The 20,398-nt window shown below is 45.8% G+C and carries 21 protein-coding genes; 18 read left to right on the forward strand and 3 right to left on the reverse strand.

Annotated elements, in window-relative coordinates; all coding sequences use genetic code 11:
- Positions 1-371: 371 nt before the first annotated feature.
- The 8 genes from D479_RS11090 to phoU all read left to right on the forward strand — a co-directional run bounded on the left by D479_RS11090 (position 372) and on the right by phoU (position 9,140).
- The gene (locus D479_RS11090; protein ID WP_008636963.1) at positions 372-986 is read left to right on the forward strand and encodes a superoxide dismutase; all 615 of its coding nucleotides are present in this window, start codon (positions 372-374) and stop codon (positions 984-986) included.
- A 103-nt stretch (positions 987-1,089) separates the two neighbouring features.
- On the forward strand, positions 1,090-2,325 hold the full coding sequence (locus tag D479_RS11095; RefSeq protein WP_008636964.1) for an MFS transporter: 1,236 nt from the start codon (positions 1,090-1,092) through the stop codon (positions 2,323-2,325).
- 84 nt (positions 2,326-2,409) lie between these two features.
- Entirely contained in the window at positions 2,410-4,578 is a 2,169-nt protein-coding gene (locus D479_RS11100) for a penicillin-binding protein 2 (RefSeq protein ID WP_008636966.1), read from the forward strand.
- A gap of 142 nt (positions 4,579-4,720) precedes the next feature.
- Positions 4,721-5,695 carry a PstS family phosphate ABC transporter substrate-binding protein gene (locus D479_RS11105; protein WP_008636967.1) on the forward strand — a complete coding sequence of 325 codons (975 nt, stop codon included), beginning with the start codon at positions 4,721-4,723 and terminating at the stop codon, positions 5,693-5,695.
- A gap of 79 nt (positions 5,696-5,774) precedes the next feature.
- Positions 5,775-6,722 (forward strand): phosphate ABC transporter permease subunit PstC, encoded by a 948-nt coding sequence (gene pstC, locus D479_RS11110; RefSeq protein WP_008636970.1) that lies wholly within the window; start codon positions 5,775-5,777, stop codon positions 6,720-6,722.
- The gene (pstA, locus tag D479_RS11115; protein WP_008636973.1) at positions 6,722-7,600 is read left to right on the forward strand and encodes a phosphate ABC transporter permease PstA; all 879 of its coding nucleotides are present in this window, start codon (positions 6,722-6,724) and stop codon (positions 7,598-7,600) included. Before pstC ends, pstA begins: the two co-directional genes overlap by 1 nt.
- 21 nt (positions 7,601-7,621) lie before the next feature.
- Positions 7,622-8,461 carry a phosphate ABC transporter ATP-binding protein PstB gene (pstB, locus tag D479_RS11120; protein ID WP_026577208.1) on the forward strand — a complete coding sequence of 280 codons (840 nt, stop codon included), beginning with the start codon at positions 7,622-7,624 and terminating at the stop codon, positions 8,459-8,461.
- Positions 8,462-8,480: 19 nt separating this feature from the next.
- On the forward strand, positions 8,481-9,140 hold the full coding sequence (gene phoU / locus D479_RS11125; RefSeq protein ID WP_008636976.1) for a phosphate signaling complex protein PhoU: 660 nt from the start codon (positions 8,481-8,483) through the stop codon (positions 9,138-9,140).
- A 26-nt stretch (positions 9,141-9,166) separates the two neighbouring features.
- Here the strand turns inward: phoU and D479_RS11130 are convergent, their stop codons facing one another.
- On the reverse strand, positions 9,167-9,610 hold the full coding sequence (locus tag D479_RS11130; protein ID WP_008636979.1) for a hypothetical protein: 444 nt from the start codon (positions 9,608-9,610) through the stop codon (positions 9,167-9,169).
- Complete coding sequence (locus D479_RS11135; protein ID WP_008636981.1) at positions 9,607-9,993, reverse strand: response regulator transcription factor; 387 nt, start codon at positions 9,991-9,993, stop codon at positions 9,607-9,609. The genes D479_RS11130 and D479_RS11135 overlap by 4 nt, the downstream gene beginning before the upstream one ends.
- Positions 9,994-10,172: 179 nt before the next feature.
- On the opposite strand from D479_RS11135, the gene rpmG reads away from it, so the two are divergent.
- The 4 genes from rpmG to D479_RS11155 all read left to right on the forward strand — a co-directional run bounded on the left by rpmG (position 10,173) and on the right by D479_RS11155 (position 12,848).
- A complete protein-coding gene (rpmG, locus tag D479_RS11140) occupies positions 10,173-10,322 on the forward strand; it encodes a 50S ribosomal protein L33 (RefSeq protein WP_008636983.1) in 150 nt (49 codons plus the stop codon).
- Between the two features lie 55 nt (positions 10,323-10,377).
- The gene (locus tag D479_RS11145; protein ID WP_008636986.1) at positions 10,378-10,947 is read left to right on the forward strand and encodes a 5-formyltetrahydrofolate cyclo-ligase; all 570 of its coding nucleotides are present in this window, start codon (positions 10,378-10,380) and stop codon (positions 10,945-10,947) included.
- 81 nt (positions 10,948-11,028) lie between these two features.
- Entirely contained in the window at positions 11,029-11,220 is a 192-nt protein-coding gene (locus D479_RS11150) for a hypothetical protein (RefSeq protein WP_008636994.1), read from the forward strand.
- 95 nt (positions 11,221-11,315) lie between these two features.
- The gene (locus D479_RS11155; RefSeq protein WP_008636996.1) at positions 11,316-12,848 is read left to right on the forward strand and encodes a rhomboid family intramembrane serine protease; all 1,533 of its coding nucleotides are present in this window, start codon (positions 11,316-11,318) and stop codon (positions 12,846-12,848) included.
- Here D479_RS11155 and D479_RS11160 read toward each other — a convergent pair.
- On the reverse strand, positions 12,842-13,702 hold the full coding sequence (locus tag D479_RS11160; RefSeq protein ID WP_008636997.1) for a hypothetical protein: 861 nt from the start codon (positions 13,700-13,702) through the stop codon (positions 12,842-12,844). The two genes, D479_RS11155 and D479_RS11160, sit on opposite strands and share 7 nt — an antisense overlap.
- A 202-nt stretch (positions 13,703-13,904) precedes the next feature.
- Here D479_RS11160 and D479_RS11165 point away from each other — a divergent pair, with 202 nt between their 5' ends.
- The 6 genes from D479_RS11165 (at position 13,905) to fetB (ending at position 20,349) form a co-directional block, all read left to right on the forward strand.
- The gene (locus D479_RS11165; protein ID WP_051348876.1) at positions 13,905-15,308 is read left to right on the forward strand and encodes a spore germination protein; all 1,404 of its coding nucleotides are present in this window, start codon (positions 13,905-13,907) and stop codon (positions 15,306-15,308) included.
- A 66-nt stretch (positions 15,309-15,374) separates the two neighbouring features.
- Positions 15,375-15,545 carry a YqgQ family protein gene (locus tag D479_RS11170; RefSeq protein ID WP_008636999.1) on the forward strand — a complete coding sequence of 57 codons (171 nt, stop codon included), beginning with the start codon at positions 15,375-15,377 and terminating at the stop codon, positions 15,543-15,545.
- A gap of 45 nt (positions 15,546-15,590) precedes the next feature.
- The gene (locus D479_RS11175) at positions 15,591-16,550 is read left to right on the forward strand and encodes an ROK family glucokinase (protein ID WP_008637000.1); all 960 of its coding nucleotides are present in this window, start codon (positions 15,591-15,593) and stop codon (positions 16,548-16,550) included.
- 289 nt (positions 16,551-16,839) lie between these two features.
- On the forward strand, positions 16,840-18,720 hold the full coding sequence (locus tag D479_RS11180; protein ID WP_008637001.1) for an LTA synthase family protein: 1,881 nt from the start codon (positions 16,840-16,842) through the stop codon (positions 18,718-18,720).
- 139 nt (positions 18,721-18,859) lie between these two features.
- Positions 18,860-19,546: an ATP-binding cassette domain-containing protein gene (locus D479_RS11185; protein ID WP_008637002.1), complete on the forward strand. Its 687-nt coding sequence runs from the start codon at positions 18,860-18,862 to the stop codon at positions 19,544-19,546.
- Between the two features lie 14 nt (positions 19,547-19,560).
- A complete protein-coding gene (fetB, locus tag D479_RS11190) occupies positions 19,561-20,349 on the forward strand; it encodes an iron export ABC transporter permease subunit FetB (RefSeq protein ID WP_008637003.1) in 789 nt (262 codons plus the stop codon).
- The last annotated feature ends 49 nt before the right edge of the window (positions 20,350-20,398 follow it).

Here is a 20,398-nt window from a genome sequence, read left to right on the forward strand (position 1 = left end):
TCAGTCGGTAGAGCAACGGACTGAAAATCCGTGTGTCGGCGGTTCGATTCCGTCCCGAGCCACTTTTGATAAAGAACAAGCCTTAAGGCTTGTTCTTTTTTTTAGCAACAGCCGAGTCTCCCTTGTTCCGATGATCCCGGCACCAAGCTTCTTCTCTCCGTAGTTTTATGCGTATGTATTCTTCGTAGGATGAAGAATGGGACGTGAAAATTTCATGTTTGAATTTCTATTCAGGGGGAATTCTTAATACCGGAAGAGAAATAGCTTTCTTCCGGATGCAAAAAATTTGCATGTCATTTTGCGGTTTGATAATGTAAGATGAGAAGCGAGGCTTCTGTTCTTACATATTAATTTAAAGGAGGAGTTACATTATGGCTAAATTTGAACTACCAGAACTACCTTACGCCTATGATGCACTAGAACCAACAATCGATAAGGAAACAATGAACATCCACCATACGAAGCACCACAACGGCTACGTTACGAAACTGAACGGCGCGTTGGAAGGTCACGCGGATCTTCAGGACAAATCTCTTGAGGAATTGCTTGCCAATAACCTTTCTGTCGTACCGGAAGAAATTCGTACAGCTGTTCGCCGCAACGGTGGTGGACATGCCAACCACAGCTTGTTCTGGACAATTCTTTCTCCGAATGGCGGCGGTGAGCCGGCAGGAGATCTTGCTACGAAGATCAATGATACGTTCGGAAGCTTTGACAAGTTCAAAGAAGAATTCGAATCCGCAGCAACAGGCCGTTTCGGTTCCGGTTGGGCTTGGCTAGTAGTCAATAATGGCAACCTTGAAGTAATCGATACCCTTAACCAGGATTCACCGATTATGGAAGGAAAAACTCCAATCCTAGGTCTTGACGTTTGGGAGCATGCATACTACCTGAACTACCAAAACCGTCGTCCTGACTATGTTTCCGCATTTTGGAACGTTGTCAACTGGGATGAAGTATCGAAGCGCTTCGACGCTGCAAAATAACTAAATGAGGAGAAGGGTACGGATTTATATCCGTACCCTTCTTTTTGTATATCTCCTTTTGTTCTGATAACACTAAAGAGGAACACAAAGGAGACGTGGATTTATGGTGAGCAGCTTGCGAACGTGGCTCGGCCGCGAAGACGTACCGAAAGATTTGTTGTTGTTGCTTTTGATCGGAGGCTTATACTCGCTTGGCATCTTCTTATCCAGTACATTTGTGAACATATATTTGTGGAAGCAATCCAACAGCTATACAGATATAGCCATGTATAATTTGGCCATTTATGTCATGCAGCCATTGACATTCATCTTTGCTGGAAAGTGTGCCAAACGAATCGACAGAGTCATTGTGCTTAGAGCCGGGGTGACCGTTTTATCTCTTTTCTTTATGACGGTATTGATTGTAGGGGAAAGGGCAGCCGAGTTCAATATTATGCTCGGCGCACTGCTTGGTATCGGCTATGGCTTTTACTGGCTTGCCTATAATGTCTTGACCTTTGAAATTACGGAACCGGAAACGAGGGACTTCTTCAACGGATTTCTAGGGGTTCTACAGTCCCTTGGTGGAATGAGTGGACCACTGCTTGCTGGTTTCATCATTTCCCGGCTGAATAATTTTACAGGATACACCGTCATCTTTACGATATCTTTCAGCTTATTTATCGTAGCGGTGCTTGTAAGCTTCGGTTTATCGAGAAGGAAGGCGGCGGGGGTATTTTCTTTCAGGCAGATAGTAAGGGAGAGAAAGCGAAACGGCAATTGGCGAAAAATCCTTCATGCCCACGTATCTCAGGGCTTCCGGGAAGGGATCTTCTTGTTTGCTGTCACCATCTGGATTTTTCTAATGACCCAGAATGAGCTGTCGCTTGGCGTTTTCAACCTGGTTTATTCCGGCTTCTCCTTCCTTTTTTACTTCCTTGTAAGTAAAATAGTGAAGCCTTATAACAGAAAAAAGGCCATCTTCATATCGGGGCTTGTCTTATATTTGAATGTCCTGCTTTTGCTCATCAGTGATACGATGCCGCTCCTCCTTTTATACGGTGCCATTGCCGGAATGTTCTTCCCGCTGTTATATGTTCCCTATGTCTCCCTGACCTATGATGTGATAGGGAAGTCCTGGAACGCTGCCGAAATGAGGATCGAATACATCGTTGTGCGCGAAATTTTCTTGAATATCGGCCGTGTCGTATCGATTATCATTTTCCTTCTGGCGATTGCGCTCATATCTCCGGAAACGGGAATTCCTTATATTCTTTTGATTGTAGGTGGAGGACATTTCTTCATTTACTTTTTTATAAAAGGGATTGATACGAGGGTGTCCAGAGCGTCACATAATTGAAACATAATCCCATGTTCTCCTATCCTTCATAACAGGAAAAATGCTATAATGATGGAAGGATTTTTTTAAGAAGGAGAGGAGTCCATGGGGAAGAAAAACAAGAATAAATACAATCAGAATTCACATCTTCCTTTCCGTTTGAACATCGTGTTTTTTGTTGTCTTTGTCCTATTTGCAGCGATCATTCTGCAGCTGGGTGTCGTACAGATACTCAACGGGGAAGAAGCACAGGATGAAATTGACCGAACAGAGAATACGACTACGACCATACCGGTCCCCCGCGGGGAAATGTATGATCGCTATGGAAGGGTAGTCGTCGATAATAAGCCGCTGTATTCCATTACATACACGCCGTCCAAAGGGGTACAGGCGACGGATAAATTGGAACTGGCAGAGAAGCTTGCCGCGTACATCGATATGGACCATGATAATTTGACCGATCGGGATCTGAAAGAGTATTTCTTCTTATTACATGAAGAAGAGATTACAGAACGGGTCGAAGATAAAGTCGATGATGATATGGATAATGGAGAAGTGTATAAGGTTCAGCTCGACAGCATCAAAGATGACGAAATTTCCGGCTATGATGATCAGACGAAGGAAGTCATCGCGATCAAGAAAGAACTGGACCAGGCCTACGCGCTTGCACCGCACGTGGTGAAAAATGCAGATATATCGGAGAAGGAGTATTCTGCTGTAGCGGAAAACTTGGAAATGCTTCCCGGTATTAACGTAACCGCAGACTGGGAACGGGATTATCCTTACGAGTCCCTGTTCCGCAGCTACATCGGAGGCATCACGTCAAGCAAGCAGGGTATTCCAAAGGATCAGATGGATCGTCTGATGTCGCTCGATTACAGCCGCAACGACCGTGTCGGCGTCAGCGGCCTCGAACAGCAGTATGAGGACGTCTTAAGAGGTACAAAAGAGAAAGTCCAATACGAAACCGACAGCCGCAACAACGTCATCAACACGAAAGTCGTGAGAGAAGGAGAGCGGGGGAAAGATCTCGTTCTGACAATCGATGCGGAATTACAGGAACAAGTCGACAAAATCGTCCAGGAGGAGCTCGCGGCTGCCATTCAGAAGGCGCCGGGACAGAACCGTCATTTAAGGTCCTCCATGGCCGTCGTCTCCAATCCGAAGACCGGCGAGATTCTTGCCATATCCGGCCAGCAGTATAACCGCGTCATCGAAGAGGGCGGCTCGAGGTTCACCGATGTTTCCCACCAGGCGGTGTACAACTCGTACACCCCGGGGTCCTCTATTAAGGGAGCGACGATTTTGACCGGTTTACATGAAGGGGCTATTCAGCCCGGGCAGACATTCTTTGACAAACCAATGTATATTAATGGATTGAAAAAAGGTTCCTTATCCCAAAACAATGGAACTGTAAATGATATTACAGCCCTGCAGAAGTCATCAAACGTATACATGTTCTTCCTCGCAAGAAGGCTGGGTGGAGATTACGGGATGGATTATAATGTCAAAGGATTATCTCTTAAAGAGGGAACTCTTGATAAGTTCGTTTATAATTTCAATCAATTCGGTCTAGGTGTAAAGACCGGAATAGATTTCCCATATGAATCGACCGGTGTAAATGGAGAGATTTCAAATCCAGGAGAGATTCTCGATTTCTCTATCGGTCAGTTCCACAGTTATACAGCGATGCAGCTCAATCAGTATGTATCCACGATCGCTAATGGCGGTTACCGTATTCAGCCGCATCTTGTGAAGAGCATTCACGACCCTTCCCAACAGGAGGGGCTGGGACCGATATACAAAGACTATGATCCAAAGGTCTTGAATCGTATCGATATGGATCCCTCCTATATCGAACGGGTGCAGGAAGGGTTCCGCCAAGTGTTCCAGACGAGCGGGGGAACGGCGAGCAGCGTGTTCTCCAGTCCTGCCTATAAAAAGTATAAAATGGCAGGGAAAACCGGAACGGCGGAAGCGCCGGCTACCGTCCCGGACGGGCAGGGCGGCAATACGTATGTAGAGGAATTATTGAACAAAGTGCTGGTAGGTTATGCGCCTTACGATGATCCGGAAATCGCCTTTTCCGTCGTTACGCCGCACGTCGGTGAAGACGCCAACAGTACGTTCAATGTCAGTAACAACATCGGTGCCCGGATCGGCAAAGCCTACTTCGATCTGAAGGAAGAGCGCGCAGAGAAGGGCTTGACGATGAGCGGAGATGAAGAACAGGTACAAGGAACAGAAGAAGAGCAGACGACCGAAGAAGAGTGATGCGAAAGCATCGCTCTTTTTTTCTATTTACAAAACCTTTACGTATAGTTCATATGTCCTTAAAATACCCCCGTTATGATGTAGTTGTGGGTCGGCCGGGGCCGCCTACATAGATCTGAAAAGAAATAGGGGGAGAAAAGAAATGAACAACTTGAAGAAATTTGCACTACTTTCTGTATTAATGCTTGCAATGGGTGTATTGGCAGCGTGTGGGTCGGACAACGATTCATCTGCAGAAGGTTCTGATTCCGAAAGTGGAGACGGAGTATCCGGTCCAATCGCCATTGACGGTTCATCTACTGTATTTCCAATCATGGAAAACCTGACATATACGTATAACCAGGACAATCCGGATGTCAATGTGACAGTTAACGCTTCCGGATCAGGCGGCGGATTCAAGAAATCAACGGTCGGAGAAATCGACTTGAGCAATGCTTCCCGTCCTATTAAGGAAGAAGAGATGGCTGCAGCAGAAGAAAACGATGTACAGTTGGAAGAGCTTGAACTTGCCTATGATGGTCTTTCCGTCGTAGTAAGTAAAGAAAACGACTTCGTCGATGAATTGACAATCGATCAGCTGAAGCAGATCTTCCTTGATTCTTCGGATGTACAAACTTGGTCTGACATCAATCCGGAATGGCCGGATGAGCAAATCAAAATCTTCAGCCCTGGTCACGATTCCGGTACGTTCGACTACTTCAATGAAGTCATTCTTGAAGAAGAGCCGATGAAAGAAGGCAAGAACACGACCCTTTCTGAAGACGACAACGTCCTAGTACGCGGAATTGAGAATGATCCAAATGCGATCGGATTCTTCGGATATGCGTATTATGCAGAGAATGAAGACAAGCTTAAGGTTCTTGGAATTTCTGAGGATGGTGGAGAAGCAGTTAAACCGAATCCAGAAACGATTCAGGATGGTTCTTACACACCGCTTTCCCGTCCATTGTTCACTTACGTAAACGTGGATGCATACAAAGAGAAGGAGCAGGTTCAGGATTTCACAACATACCTGCTTGAGAATGCCGGTAAGGCAGCAGAAGAAGTTGGTTATGTAGCTCTGCCTGAAGAGAAGTATCAAGAACAGCTGGAAACAGTAAAAGGCTGGACGGAATAATAAATTTGGAAAACTGAACAAGGAGAGGTGAGACTGATTATGGTCTCACCTTGCCTTATGGATGAGAGGAGTTTTGAAGATGGACAAAGGATTGCAATCAGAGGGGAAAATGATTGATGTCCAACAGATGATAGAAGAGAACAAAAGAAAGAAAACCATGGGGGAGCGTATGGAACGTGTCATCCCGTTCTTCCTTCTATTGTGTGCAGCCGTTAGTGTACTGACAACAGCAGGTATTTTGTTCACATTGTTACGGGAGTCTATCGGATTTTTCTCCGAGGTGAATCTCTTTGATTTTTATACAGGAACCCAGTGGTCCCCGTGGTCCGGGGAATATGGGATTGCACCATTGATCGGTGGAACGCTTTTGATTACATTGATCGCTACAGTTGTAGCAGTTCCGCTCGGATTAATGTCCGCTATTTTCTTGAGTGAGTACGCAAGTGATCGAGTAAGAAGGATTATCAAGCCGATTCTGGAAGTGTTGGCTGGTATTCCTACGGTCGTTTATGGATATTTCGCATTGACGTTCATTACACCTTTGTTTCAGTCCTTCATTCCTGACTTAGGAATATTCAACGCCATGAGTGCAGGTGTCGTCGTTGGAATTATGATTATTCCCATGATCGCCTCTTTGTCGGAAGATGCAATGAATTCCGTGCCGAACGCGCTTCGGGAAGGTGCGTATGGACTCGGTGCAACCAAGTTGGAAGTTGTCTTTAAAGTGGTCCTTCCAGCTGCATTCTCTGGAATTGTCGCTTCCGTCGTTCTCGCTGTATCGCGGGCTATTGGGGAAACGATGATTGTAACGATTGCGGCAGGTGCCACCCCTAATATGACATTCAACCCTACGGAATCCATTCAGACGATGACGGCGTTTATTGTGCAGGCGGCAACGGGTGATACGACGTTTGGCTCTACGATTTATTACAGCCTTTATGCTGTAGGAATGACGTTGTTCGTCTTTACGCTTGTCATGAACCTAATTGCACAATTTATATCACGCAGGTTCAGGGAGGAATATTGATGCTTGGACAAAAGGAACAAACCATAAAGAGACGAATGGAAGGAAGAGTAGCTGTCAATAAAATCATGATGGCACTGTTCGGGCTTGCGACCGCTGTAGGACTCATCTTCCTCGTCCTGCTCTTTTATCGTGTATTGACTCAAGGAATTGGCTATTTAAGCTGGGATTACATTTCTAACTTTCCTGCTCCCTATCCGGAAGAAGCAGGAATTTATGCCGGTCTCATCGGTTCGATCTTTCTTATGATCATTGTTGCGATTGTATCAGTGGTCATAGGCGTGGCTACGGCCATTTATTTAGAGGAATATGCACCGAAGAATAAGATGACGGATTTCATCCGTGTCAATATCCAGAACCTTGCCGGCGTTCCATCTATCGTGTTTGGTCTACTGGGTCTGACATTTTTCGTTTACATGTTCAGCTTCGGTTATACCTTGCTTGCTGGAGGATTGACGATGGCTCTCTTGATTCTTCCGGTCATCTTTGTAGCAGCGCAGGAATCCATCCGGTCTGTACCGGCGGAAATTAAAGAAGCGTCATACGGAATGGGAGCTTCCAAATGGCAGACGATTCAGCGGGTAATCCTGCCGGCTGCCGTACCTGGTATTCTGACGGGAACAATCATCGCCCTTTCCAGAGCCATCGGAGAAACGGCTCCGCTCATCATCGTCGGAGCGGCCACAGCGATCTATACGCTGCCGGAATCGCTGCTTGCGAAGTACACGGTCATGCCGATTCAAATTTATAACTGGACGGGCCGCCCGCAGGAAGAATGGCAGTTTGTTGCAGGGGCCGGGATCATCATTCTTCTTGCCGTATTGTTGCTCATGAACTCTATTGCCGTTGTAATCAGAAACAAATATCAAAAACGTTTTTAACTTGGATGAGGAGGGTTTCTCATGATGAAAGTCATGGATAAAACAAAAAAGAACCAAACGACACCAGCGGTGGATCAGACTGCGGACCATGGTAGCAAGGAAAGCATGAAGAACATCATGGAAGTGGAGAATTTGAACCTTTGGTACGGATCAGACCAAGCACTGTACGATGTGAATATGGAGATTCCGGAACGAAATGTGACGGCAATTATCGGCCCATCGGGTTGTGGGAAATCTACATTCCTGAAAACGTTGAACCGTATGGTGGAAATGGTGCCGATTGTAAAGACATCCGGAAGTATTAAATACCGGGATGAAGAAATATTCAACAGTAAATTCAAGAAGGAATACTTGCGGACGAAAGTCGGTATGGTTTTCCAAAAGCCGAACCCTTTTCCAAAATCCATCTATGACAACGTTGCTTACGGACCGCGTATCCATGGAATCAAGAAGAAAGCGGTGCTGGACGAAATCGTAGAAAAAAGTTTAAAGGGCGCTGCTATTTGGGATGAGCTTAAAGATCGTCTGAACGAAAATGCCTATGGTTTGTCCGGTGGTCAGCAGCAGCGTGTATGTATTGCTCGTGCTCTTGCCGTGGAACCGGATGTCATTTTAATGGATGAGCCGACTTCCGCCCTGGATCCTATTTCTACGGCTAAGGTCGAAGAGCTCGTTCAGGAGTTGAAGAAGAAATACAGCATCATCATCGTCACTCACAATATGCAGCAGGCTGCGCGTATATCTGACAAGACAGCTTTCTTCCTAAACGGGGAATTAATCGAATATGCCGCTACGGATGACCTGTTCCAAACCCCTAGGGATAAACGTACAGAAGATTACATTACAGGCCGTTTCGGTTAAGAAACAAAAGGGGGATACTATGACGACACGAACACACTTTGAAGAAGCACTTGATGGTTTAAAGAAACAGATTCAGGATTTGGCTTTATCGACGAAAGAATCTTTGGACACGGCTATCCATGTTTTCTACGAGGGAGACCTGGAGGGAGCAAGGAAGATCATGGAAGAGGATGAATGGATTGATTTAAAAGAAGAAAAAATTAATGACGAAGCGATTCTTATGCTGGCAAAGCAGCAGCCTGTTGCCAGGGATCTGCGTAAGATCATCATTTCCATCAAGATATCTGCAGATTTGGAAAGAATGGCAGACCATTCCACGAACATTGCGAAGGCAACGCTTCATCTTGGTGAAAATCATGGGATAGCTATCAACCCGGAACTTAGGGAAATGGCGGTCATGGCGATGGACATGGTTGACCTCGCCATCAAGGCTTTCGAGTACGAAGATATTTCTCTTGCGAGGAAGCTTCAGGAAATGGATGATATCGTGGATGACAAATACGGGAAAATTACACGAGAAACACTTGAATTGACGGCGATTAACCCGGAACAGATCCAGCATATCATGCAGGTTTCCTATGTGGCGCGGTATATCGAGCGTTTCGCTGATCATATCACGAACATTGGAGAGAACATTTATTACCTGGTTAAAGGGAAGACGCTTGATTTGAATAAATAATGAAAAGGCCGCCAAAAGGCGCTTCATTATTTAGTAGAGATGGCTTCCGCTATTTCTTCCATAGACATGTTGGAATTGACGGTAACGGTACCCTGGCGTATATATCGGCTGTAATCGTTCTCCTCCATGTAGTCGGAGAGAGCGTCCGGGTCTTGAAGGATGTTTGTTCGGGCCAGTTTCTCAATAATATCAGGGAGCGTAGTTCCTGCTGTTATATCAAGGGAAAATGTGTGGACAGCTGTATCAGGCTTGGCAGCTTCCACAGGCTGTTCAGCAGTAAGGGCAGCCCTTTCGTCGCTGGTCATAACGGCATACCCATCATCTTCCAGCTGGCTGATCATTTCCTCTTTCGCAGGCAGCTGCCTGCTCTCCACTTTCTTAACCGGTTCGTCCGTAATCCAAAGGAATCCTGCAAGGATAAGAGCGGAAGTCATCAATCCCAGGGAGAAGGCTCTGAGTGACGTCTTCATTGCTTCACACCTGCCGCTTTCTCTTCCTCAATCAAGGACTCCACCGTATGTTCACTGAGTTTTGTCTGTTTCGCTATGTAATGTGTCTTATAGCCTTTTCTGTACATATGCAGTACGGTTTCTTCAGCCGGAAGGTCTTCGGGAACAGGCGCGGACGGACGCGGGGAAGCCGGGCGCGGAGCTTTATCTTCCACTATATGATCACTTAAAAGTTCTTCTTCCAGGACCTTCATTTTCTTTTTCATTTGATAATTGTTCTGCATCATCGTAAGAGAGACCTGCTCTACCTGCTTCTCTACTTCCTTCACACGATCTTTCATGAAAAATGAGAGGATGAACAGGACCGCGGCAATGATGACGATGGTACTAATGATGGATATCATAAAACCACTCCTTTTTTTTCTCCAAAATTAGTTATATCATAGATGGTCTCCGGTGACTATGGGTTTTCCGATGTTTTCCGTGAATATATACTTGAAAGGAAAGTTTCTTTTTGTTATTATGATTAAGTCTGATAGTGAAGGATAGACAGTGAATTCGATGATGATTAGGAGGAATACACATGCGCGTAAATATTACACTTGCTTGCACTGAAACTGGTGACCGCAATTATATTACTACGAAAAACAAGCGTAAAAACACAGAGCGTCTGGAGCTTATGAAATACAGCCCACGCCTAGGTAAACACACGCTTCACCGTGAAACGAAGTAAGCAGTAGGATTTTTTCCTACTGTTTTTTTTGTATCAAAAGAAGGGAGAGGACGTTGTGGACAAGACAGAGCTACGTTTCAGAGGAAAGCGTCTGCTTAAAGGGATTGGTGCCGGGGATAGAGAGAAGCTGGAGGCATCTATGCAGGAGAACCTGTTCCGCAGTTCTTTATGGAAGACAGCCGACGTCATAGGGGTGACGCTCTCCCAGGCTCACGAATGGTCGACTAAAGGGATCATTGAGGAAGGGTGGCGGGATGACAAAACGATTGTTATACCGAAGTGCTTCCCTGATACGAAACAGATGGCATTTTACCGCCTGGAAGATTACGACCAGCTGGAAAAAGTGTATTTCGGTCTTTTAGAGCCGGATCCCGAGCGAGCCGAAATGGTCGACAAAATGCAGATCGATCTTCTTCTCGTACCAGGGCTGTTGTATGACGCGGAAGGATACCGGATTGGGTACGGAGGGGGCTATTATGATCGTTTCCTGGAGGATTTCCGAGGGACTACGATGATGATGGCAGCGGAAATGCAGCAGCAGGAAAGGCTTCCCATCGAATCTTATGATCAGCCTGTCCATTATATTCTGACAGAGTCAGGCATCCGTTCCACAGTTGAAAAGTGAAGGAACTTAACTTTTCATGAATAAGACTACATCCGCCTGCGGAAAATAGGGATATCACAGAAAAGAGTCGAGGTGGTTTGGATGCGCCGTTTCTTCCGTTGGGCGGTTTTCGTGAGCACCATGATCAGTACGCTGTATCGCTACCGGTATATGGTTCTCGATGTGGTGGCGAAGGTCCCTGTATTAAGGAGAATACTGGTCCGTTTCTCGATGAACATTCCTTGGATCAGAGAAAGAATGCTGAGCCAAATGTTTCGAAGAGGTGGAGAGTAAAGCTGTCAGGTTTCCTGATGGCTTTTTTTGTGCACGCTATTAGCCCGCTTGAATGCCGTCATGGTATGATGAACGGGAAGAGGGGGGAATCGGTTGTGTTTATCGAACAGGAGTTTCACTTATGGAAAATGACCTATGATTTAGTGTTAAACAAAGGTTTCCAAGTTTTACATATGAATACTCAAGCAGGGGAAGTCTGGCTTGAGAAACAATACAAACGGAAAAATCATGTCGTCCGCATGAAACATAAACAAATCAATTGGAGAAGTGAATGGAAAAGAGATTTGGAAATCACCCTCACCCAGCTTAATCAAAATAAACAGCTGTTCCGCGGGGCGAAAGTCGTCTTTCATTCCATTTATATATCCGAGCATCCGCCGGTTGATGACTGGGAGGATGTATCCGAAATCACGTCCTCTTTTAAGACGACGACGGAGCTTTACTATCTCCATGATGAGAACAAGAGGGAAGGGACAGCAAAATTCTATGATCAATTAGGCTTGACGCCGATGGAAGAGACCGGAGATTGGGATGCAGATCAGAAAGAGGCTGCCATTCCTCAGCTGCAGCGTCAGATTGTAGCTCATCATGAAAGAAAGAAACAGGAAGTACAAGAGCTGTTCGGAAATGGAAAGCCGTTCGTCACTTATCTGCTTTTGGCTGTGAACGTCGCCCTGTTTCTTTTACTGGAGTGGGCGGGGGGAAGTACAAACGTGGAAACCCTCATTGAGTATGGAGCGAAATTTAATCCTGCAATCATGGAGGGGGAATGGTGGAGGCTCGTGACTTCCATGTTCCTTCATATTGGTCTTATCCACTTGATGATGAACATGCTTGCGCTCTATTATATAGGAACGGCAGTGGAGCGTATTTACGGATCGTGGCGTTATATCATTATCTATCTGCTTGCCGGAGTATTCGGAAGTGTTGCCAGCTTTATGCTTAACCCACAAGTCTCCGCAGGTGCTTCCGGGGCGATATTCGGATTGTTTGGTGCCCTGCTGTATTTCGGAGTTTGGAACAGACGGTTGTTCTTTCAGACGATGGGCTGGAATCTGCTGTTTATTATCGGACTGAACATCGCTTTCGGACTATTTGTTCCACAAATTGATAACGGAGCTCATATGGGTGGGTTAATCGGCGGTTTTATCGCAGCGGCGATCAGTCAGCTGCCGAAACAGAAGCGGCCAGGGCTGCGGACGGTGTCGGTGCTCGTATTTGCAGCAGCTCTTGGGGCGATGGTCCTTCTCGGATGGAATGGCACATTCAACGGCGGCCAGGTCTTTTCTGAAGTACAGAAAACGCAGGAACTAAATGAACAAGGGGAGTTTCAGGAGGTCATCGATCGTACGACAGATGCGTTGGAGGCCCCTGACTTGTATGAAGCGGAGCTTTTGTTTAACCGTTCTTATGCGTATTTTCAAGAAGGGGAGACCGCTCTTGCAGAGAAGGATCTGAATAAAGTCGTAGATCTAGCTCCGGATATGGCCGAAGCTCATTATAATCTCGCTCTTCTGTATGAAGAGCAGGGAGATATAGAGAAAGCAGCCTCTCATGCGAGAGAGGCTGCCCAGTTGGTTCCCGGCAATGAAGATTTCCATCGGTTTTATCAGGAACTCAATCAATAATATTGGAGCAGCTGATGTTTCTTACCTGTGTCGTCTTCATACAGAACCATTACATGCTTCCCCTTTTTATCGAAGAGAAGGAGTGGGATATAGCTTTGGATCGGGTGGCTGGAATTCGTATCATGGATACCCAGAATGTAGTTCTTATACAATCCTTCCCAAAGCTGTCCCTTAATCCTCTCTGACTGCCCTTTAGGAACTCCTGGAAGTTCTTTATCTTCAAAGTCTGCCAGGCGTGTGAGGGGAACAGCGGTATAGTCGCTTTCTTTCACTTGAAAGTGAGCGAGAAGCTCATCCCACTGGGCGCGGATCTGTTGATTAATGGTATGATCGAGCCGTTGTTTCCACTCTTCTTCCTCCGGTGTTTCCGGGGATGTAAAAGAGGTGCGCTTCGTATGCGGAGAATCGATGACGTAGAGCTCATCTCCGGATGTTGCCTGAATGCTCCTGATTGCTTCCTCCCCTAGATGAAGCTCACCGTGATGGAACGATACCGCTTGATATTTCTGACTGTCCTCTCCGTGGATGCTCGTTTTCTTCTTGATGATGGACGCGTTCTCCTCCCATTTGCTCACCACTCCTTTTAGTCTTCCATTTACATATAGAAGGGAAACATCCTGACGCAGATACATCGGTTTTTCGCTCTCGGAAGAAACTTCCCAAACCACTTCATATTCATCTTCGTCTTCCTGGCCGGAAAATTCCAGACTCGTCCCAAAAGATTTGAATGCCGTTGTCTCATCCAGCGGGAAATATTTAATGACTGCTTCTTCCGTGTAAGATTGTGTGAACACAGCGATGGTGGCGGCTAATACGAGCAAACCCAGCACCCAATAAATCCATACCTTCTTCACCACTACCAACTCCCTTGAAGGCTGAAAGCTATTCTATATAGGGAGGATATGATGTTTTTCTCCGGGACATGCCTGTGAATTCCTTGATCGTCCATGCATGATTCCTCTTGTTTGGAAAAAACTAACCGGTAGCAAGGAAGAAGGAGGAAATGCTGTGGAGGAACAACGGTTATTTCAGGACTACTCAAAAAATGTTTCCTATATGAAAGAGCGGCTCGGTGTGGATGAGAGCTTTGACATGATCCACCTTGATCTCGTCTACGCAGGCAGGGGCATGTCCCTGTTCATGGTCGACGGCTTTGTGAAAGATGATATACTCCACTATTTAATGAAGTTACTATCGGAGCTTGATAAAGATCAGCTTGAGCCTGATCCGCTGGAACGCCTGCTTCGAACACACCTTCCTTATATAGAACTGGATAAGCAAAAGGATTTAAATAAAGCAGCAGATACGGTATTGGCAGGACCAACGGCGCTTGTCGTGGAAGGTGTGGATGAAGTCATACTCATCGATGCCAGGACGTATCCGGTACGCGGCCCCCAGGAGCCCGATTTAGAGCGGGTGGTTCGAGGATCCAGGGACGGTTTTGTTGAGACGATCGTTTTTAATACGGCACTAACACGGAGAAGAGTGAGGGATCGCTCCCTTCGGATGGAGTACTTGCAGATTGGAAGACGTTCCCAAACGGATGTGTGTATCTGCTATATTAAAGACATCGCAGACACAGAACGCGTCGAGCACCTCCAGCGTGTGTTGAAAGAGATCGATACGGATGCTCTTCCAATGGCGGAGAAAACGATCGAAGAATATATCAGTGGGAGATATTGGAATCCTTACCCTGTCATTCGATATACGGAAAGACCGGATACAGCCGCCGCCCATCTATATGAAGGGCATATTCTGGTCATCATTGACGGATCACCAAGTGTAATGATTACGCCGGCTACTTTTTTTCATCACTTGCAGCACGCGGAGGAATACCGGCAGAAACCGCTTGTCGGCGCATATTTGCGCTGGGTTCGTTTCTTTGCATTCTTTGCGTCTATCTTTGTATTACCTTTATATTTCCTTTTCTCTAAACAGCCGGAATTACTGCCGGAATTATTGTCATTTATTGGTCCATCAGAGGCGGGAATCATTCCGCTGATCATCCAGTTCCTGATTGCCGAGATCGGTATTGACATGCTGCGTATGGCGGCCATCCATACACCATCATCGCTCGGGACAGCACTTGGTCTTGTAGCGGCGATCTTAATCGGACAGGTTGCCGTCGAAGTCGGCTTGTTCTCGAGTGAAGTCGTCCTCTATTTAGCACTCGCTGCCGTGGGTACGTTTGCAACACCGAGCTATGAAATCGGTCTCGCAGACAGACTCTCACGAATGGCGCTGTTGTTGTTTACCGGTGTGTTCGGAGTGAAAGGGTATGTCATAGGTGTGACGTTTTGGATATTGTATCTTGCGAACATGCAGACCTTTAAGACTCCTTATTTGTGGCCGTTTCTTCCTTTCGCCTGGAAGCCGTTGCGGGATGTCCTGCTCCGTTCACCGATCCCTCTCAAAAACAGACGGCCTGCGTTCCTGCATCCCCAAGACCCCGACCGTTAATGGTATCGGGGTTTTATTATTTTCAGAATGCGATGGACTTGGTATAATGGATAAAGGTGATGCTTCGTGAAAACGATTTATGATATTCAGCAATACTTAAAAAAGTTTGGAACATTTATTTATATCGGAGATCGTATTGCCGATCTCGAGTTGATGGAAGAGGAAATCAGGGAGTTGTATAAGGCCCAATGCATGTCCTCCCATGATTACCAAATGGCCCATTTTACTGCTGCGTAGTGAAATGGCAGAAGAGAGAGAACGATTGAGGGGAGAGGGAACATCATGACACAAACCTATTACATAGGTGCGGATATCGGAGGCACGACCGTAAAACTGGCTGTTATTAAAGAGGACGGCGACATTCTTACGAAATGGGAGATACCTACGAACACCACAGACATGGGGGCATCTATACCTGCTGATATTGCAGAAGCAATCGCTTCCAAATTGCAGGAAAGCGGAATTGACAGGGAACAGGTAGCCGGTATAGGTGCAGGAGCTCCCGGTTTTGTTGATACAGAAACCGGCTTCATACATGAAGCGGTCAATATCGGCTGGAAAGATTTCGATTTCGGTATGCACTTGAAGGAATTGACTGGTTTACCTGTCTGGGTCGATAATGATGCCAACCTGGCCGCTCTCGGGGAAAATTGGCTCGGAGCCGGGCAGGGATGCAAAGAATTGATTGCAGTAACGATCGGAACCGGCGTCGGTGGCGGCATTATTGCGAACGGCAATATCTTAAACGGCGCAAATGGAACAGCGGCTGAACTCGGCCATGTGACCGTCCTGCCTTCAGGCGGGGCGCCATGTAACTGTGGAAAGACCGGCTGTTTGGAAACGGAAACATCTGCTACTGGAATTGTTCGTAAAGCAACGATTGCTGCCAATAAGGACAAGACTTCTATATTGAACGATCTTATCAATAAAGGGGAACTATCTGCGAAAGCAGTCTTTGAAGCAGCAGCAAATAAAGATGCTTCAGCTGCCCAAGTCGTGCATGAAGTGACAGAGACCCTGGGGATGGCCATCGCCAACCTGGCCATTGCCATTAATCCGGAGAAAATCGTCATTGGCGGGGGCGTTTCCAAAGCCGGCGACATTCTGCTCAAGCCGCTGGAGGAAGCGTATAGAAAATATGCACTGAAGCGGACGGCGCAAGCTTCGTCCTTCGGTATCGCCCAATTAGGGAATGATGCAGGAGTAATCGGTGGTGCCTATTTAGTCAAAAAAAATCGATAAAGAAAAAGGAGCTGAGTGATCAGCTCCTTTTTCTTTTTATAAAACAAATTTTTCCTTTCAAAATTATAGGGATAAGGCTTCCCTTTTTAGTTTTCCTTTATTATGATAGGAGATGGATTATGTTCGGTTACAAATGATGGAAAAATATTTTTTTGAAACTTTTAGCGTATGATACTCGTCATATAAGACGAAGCTGTTTAATAATCTTATGGAGTGGAATAAGCTAAAGGATCATGCGGGGCACGATAACAACGTGCAGAACCGCTATTGCTATAGAGGAGGAGCCATCATGCAGGTAAGAAATAATCGCATTCCGCTTTTTGTGATTGCGACATTACTGTTCGGGCTGAAAACCTACCTGGTTTATCGGTTCTTTTTTGATTTATCAATAGAAAATCCGATGCAGGAATTCATCTTGTTCTTTAACCCGATTGCAAGCGCCTATCTCGTTTTCGCTGTCAGTGTTTGGTTTAAGCCTAATAGCCAGCGAAAATATTTGAGATGGACGACGTTACTCGGAACTTTGGTATTGTTTTTTAATCTGATTTTTTATAGAAATTTCACGGACTTCATTACCCTCCCGGTATTATTCCAAGGAAATAACGCAGCCGATTTGTCAGGAAGCATCCTGACACTGATCCACTGGGAAGATATCTTTCTGTTCCTTGATGTGGCGGTTGTCTGGTATTTGAGTACGAAAAAGTTCGATTTGACCGTCAGACTTCCAAAGAACAGCAAGATTGCAGCAACAGCGATTACGTTCCTGCTGCTCGCCGGCAACGTGGTTCTTGCTGAAATTGAAAGGCCCATGCTGTTCGTGAGGACGTTTGACAGAGAATACCTGGTGAAGAACATCGGGATTTACAACTATCATCTTTATGACGCGACGATGCAGACGAAGACCAAGGCACAGCGCGTATTCGCCGATGGAAGTGAAATCAGTGAGATTGAATCCTACATTGAGGAGACTTCGCCGGATACGGTGGATAAGAAAGATGAGCTTTTTGGTATCGCTGAAAATAAAAATGTCATTTTCGTCAGTGTGGAATCTTTCCAGAATTTCCTGCTTGATTCGGAAGTGAACGGGAAAGAGATTACGCCTTTCCTTGATGAATTGAAAGAACAGGATGATACCATATTCTTTAATAATTTCTATCATCAAACCGCACAGGGAAAAACATCGGATTCTGAATTCATCGTTGAAAACTCCCTTTATCCTTTGGGAAGAGGAGCGGTCTACTTCACCAATGCCGATAATGAATACCACGCTTTACCGGAAATACTGAACAATAACGGGTATGAAACGTCTGTTTTTCATGCAAACAACGCCAGCTTCTGGAATAGGGATGTCATGTACGACAACATCGGATATGACGAATTTTACGATGAGAACTCCTACCAGATCACACCGGACAATTCGTTCGGGTGGGGGCTGGAAGACAAAGCTTTCTTTGAGCAGTCAATCAAGTATTTACAAGCGCAGGAGAAGCCGTTTTACAGTAAGTTCATTACACTTACGCACCATTTTCCTTTCGAACTGCCGGAAGAAAAAGCACATATCGACCCATACGATTCCAATTCAAACACCCTTAATGCCTATGTGCAGACGGCTCGTTATACGGATGAGGCCCTGGAGCAGTTCTTTCAACAGCTAAAGGATTCAGGGATATATGAAGACTCCATTATTGTTCTTATGGGGGATCATTATGGTATCAGTGATTTCCATAACAAAGCCATGGGACAGTTCCTGGGAGAGGAAGTGACTCCTTATGTCCAGACTCAACTCCAGCGTGTCCCTTTCATGGTCCATATTCCCGGGTATGAACAAGGTGGGATCAATGAGAAAGTGGTCGGCCAAATCGATGTCAAGCCGACATTGCTTCACCTTCTCGGTATCGATGCTTCGGAGGATATGACCTTTGGAGACAACATGTTCGGGGAAAGGAAAAAAGATTTTGTCGCAATGAGAGATGGAAGCTTCGTGACGAATGATTACGTCTATGCAAGTGAAACATGCTATGACAGGGAAACGGGAGAACCTCTTCCGGAAAATCAGAAGGACGCATGTGATCAAACAAAAGAGGCAGTGAATAAAGAATTAAGTTATTCCGATAATATTATCTATGGAGATTTGTTCCGTTTTTACGATTTTCAGAAGACCGGAAATTGATATGACAAACCCTTATTCCCTATGGGAGTAGGGGTTTTTTATGTGAAATTCTGCGCGGGGTGGTTTGTCTACATATTTTTGTGCATATGGGGGTATGGTTACATATATACATAGTGATTTAAGAAATGGGGGAAGCCTTATGTTCCAATTGAAGCATGTGTATCAAGATCCTTTGGAAGACATCAACTTCACGATGGAGAAGAATGAAAAAGTCATTCTCTTCGGACCTTCAGGTGCAGGGAAAAGCACTCTGTTGTTCCTGCTGAACCGCTTGAGCGATCCGCAAAAAGGAGAAATTTATTTCAAAGGAGAACCGATTGAGAATTATTCGATAACTAAACTTCGTAAAGAAGTAGGACTTGTTCTTCAATCTCCGAACCTTTTTCCAGGAACGGTTCTTGACAATATTAAATATGGACCAAGTCTGTCTGGAGAATGGAATGATAAAGAGGGGAAAAAGCTGATGGAGTATGTTCAGCTGCCATCCAGCTATCTCAATCGGGACGTGGAACAGCTGTCCGGCGGTGAAATGCAGCGCGTGTCTCTTGCTAGAACCCTCGCGAATTCTCCGGACGTTCTGCTTCTGGATGAGCCGACCAGTGCTCTGGATTACCGGACGGCGGAAGAGATCGAAGAGGTGCTGGAGGAATTGATTCATGAACATTCTTTAACGATGCTGATGGTTACACACAATCTCTCTCAGGCACGCCGCCTGGGAGACCGTGGTCTTTTTATTGCAGATGGACATCTGCAGGAAGACGGCCCCTTCCCGGATATGCTGGACCAGCCGAAAACAGAAAAACTTTCTCAATTTCTTGAAGATTAAGGATGTGAGTACTTTTGACGCCTGAGATATCTAACCAATCTTTGCTATTCCTGATTATTTTTGTGATCGTTCCACTTGCCTTATCTTATTATTATCAACTGGGTGTCAGTAAAAGTGTCATTTGGTCGACGCTTCGCGGGACGGTTCAACTGTTTGCCATCGGCTATATCCTGACTTATTTATTCGATCTCCCTGCCGCATACGGCATTCCCTTCATGTTGACCGTTATGATTATCATCGCTACATTTCATGCCAGACAGAGGGGAAAGGAGCTCCCTTATGTAGGTTTCATCCTATTTTTCGGGCTTTTGGTTATTGAGGTCGGAGTATTAACACTTTGGCTGGTGTTTGATATGATCAATTTTGAACCCTCGGAGGTCGTACCAATGAGCGGGATGGTTATTGGAAACAGCATGACAGCAATGGGACTCGCGCTCGAACGAATGAAGGAGGAATACAAAGAAAACAACGGACGGATCCTTGCAGCGTTGTCCCTCGGGGCTGAACCAAAGCAGGCTTCCCATATGATCGTCCAAAAAACGCTGCACGCCTCTCTCATTCCAAACGTGGATCGTTTAAAAACGATAGGTCTTGTTCAACTGCCGGGGATGATGACCGGACTAATCCTTGGGGGAGTCTCACCGGTAATGGCTATAAAGTATCAGCTCGTCATATCGCTAAGTATCTTTTCATCTGTCTCCCTTAGTGCGATGTTCATTACACTTGCCATGTACCGTTACTTCTTCAATCAGAATAAACAGCTGCTTGAAACAGAAGAGGAGATACGTAACAACCGATCCTGATTAAGCACAAATAAGCGGCCTTCCATTGGGAAGGCCGCCTATTTGTCGT

It is taken from the genome of Halobacillus sp. BAB-2008, assembly GCF_000328325.1.
Taxonomy (GTDB): Bacteria; Bacillota; Bacilli; order Bacillales; family Halobacillaceae; genus Halobacillus.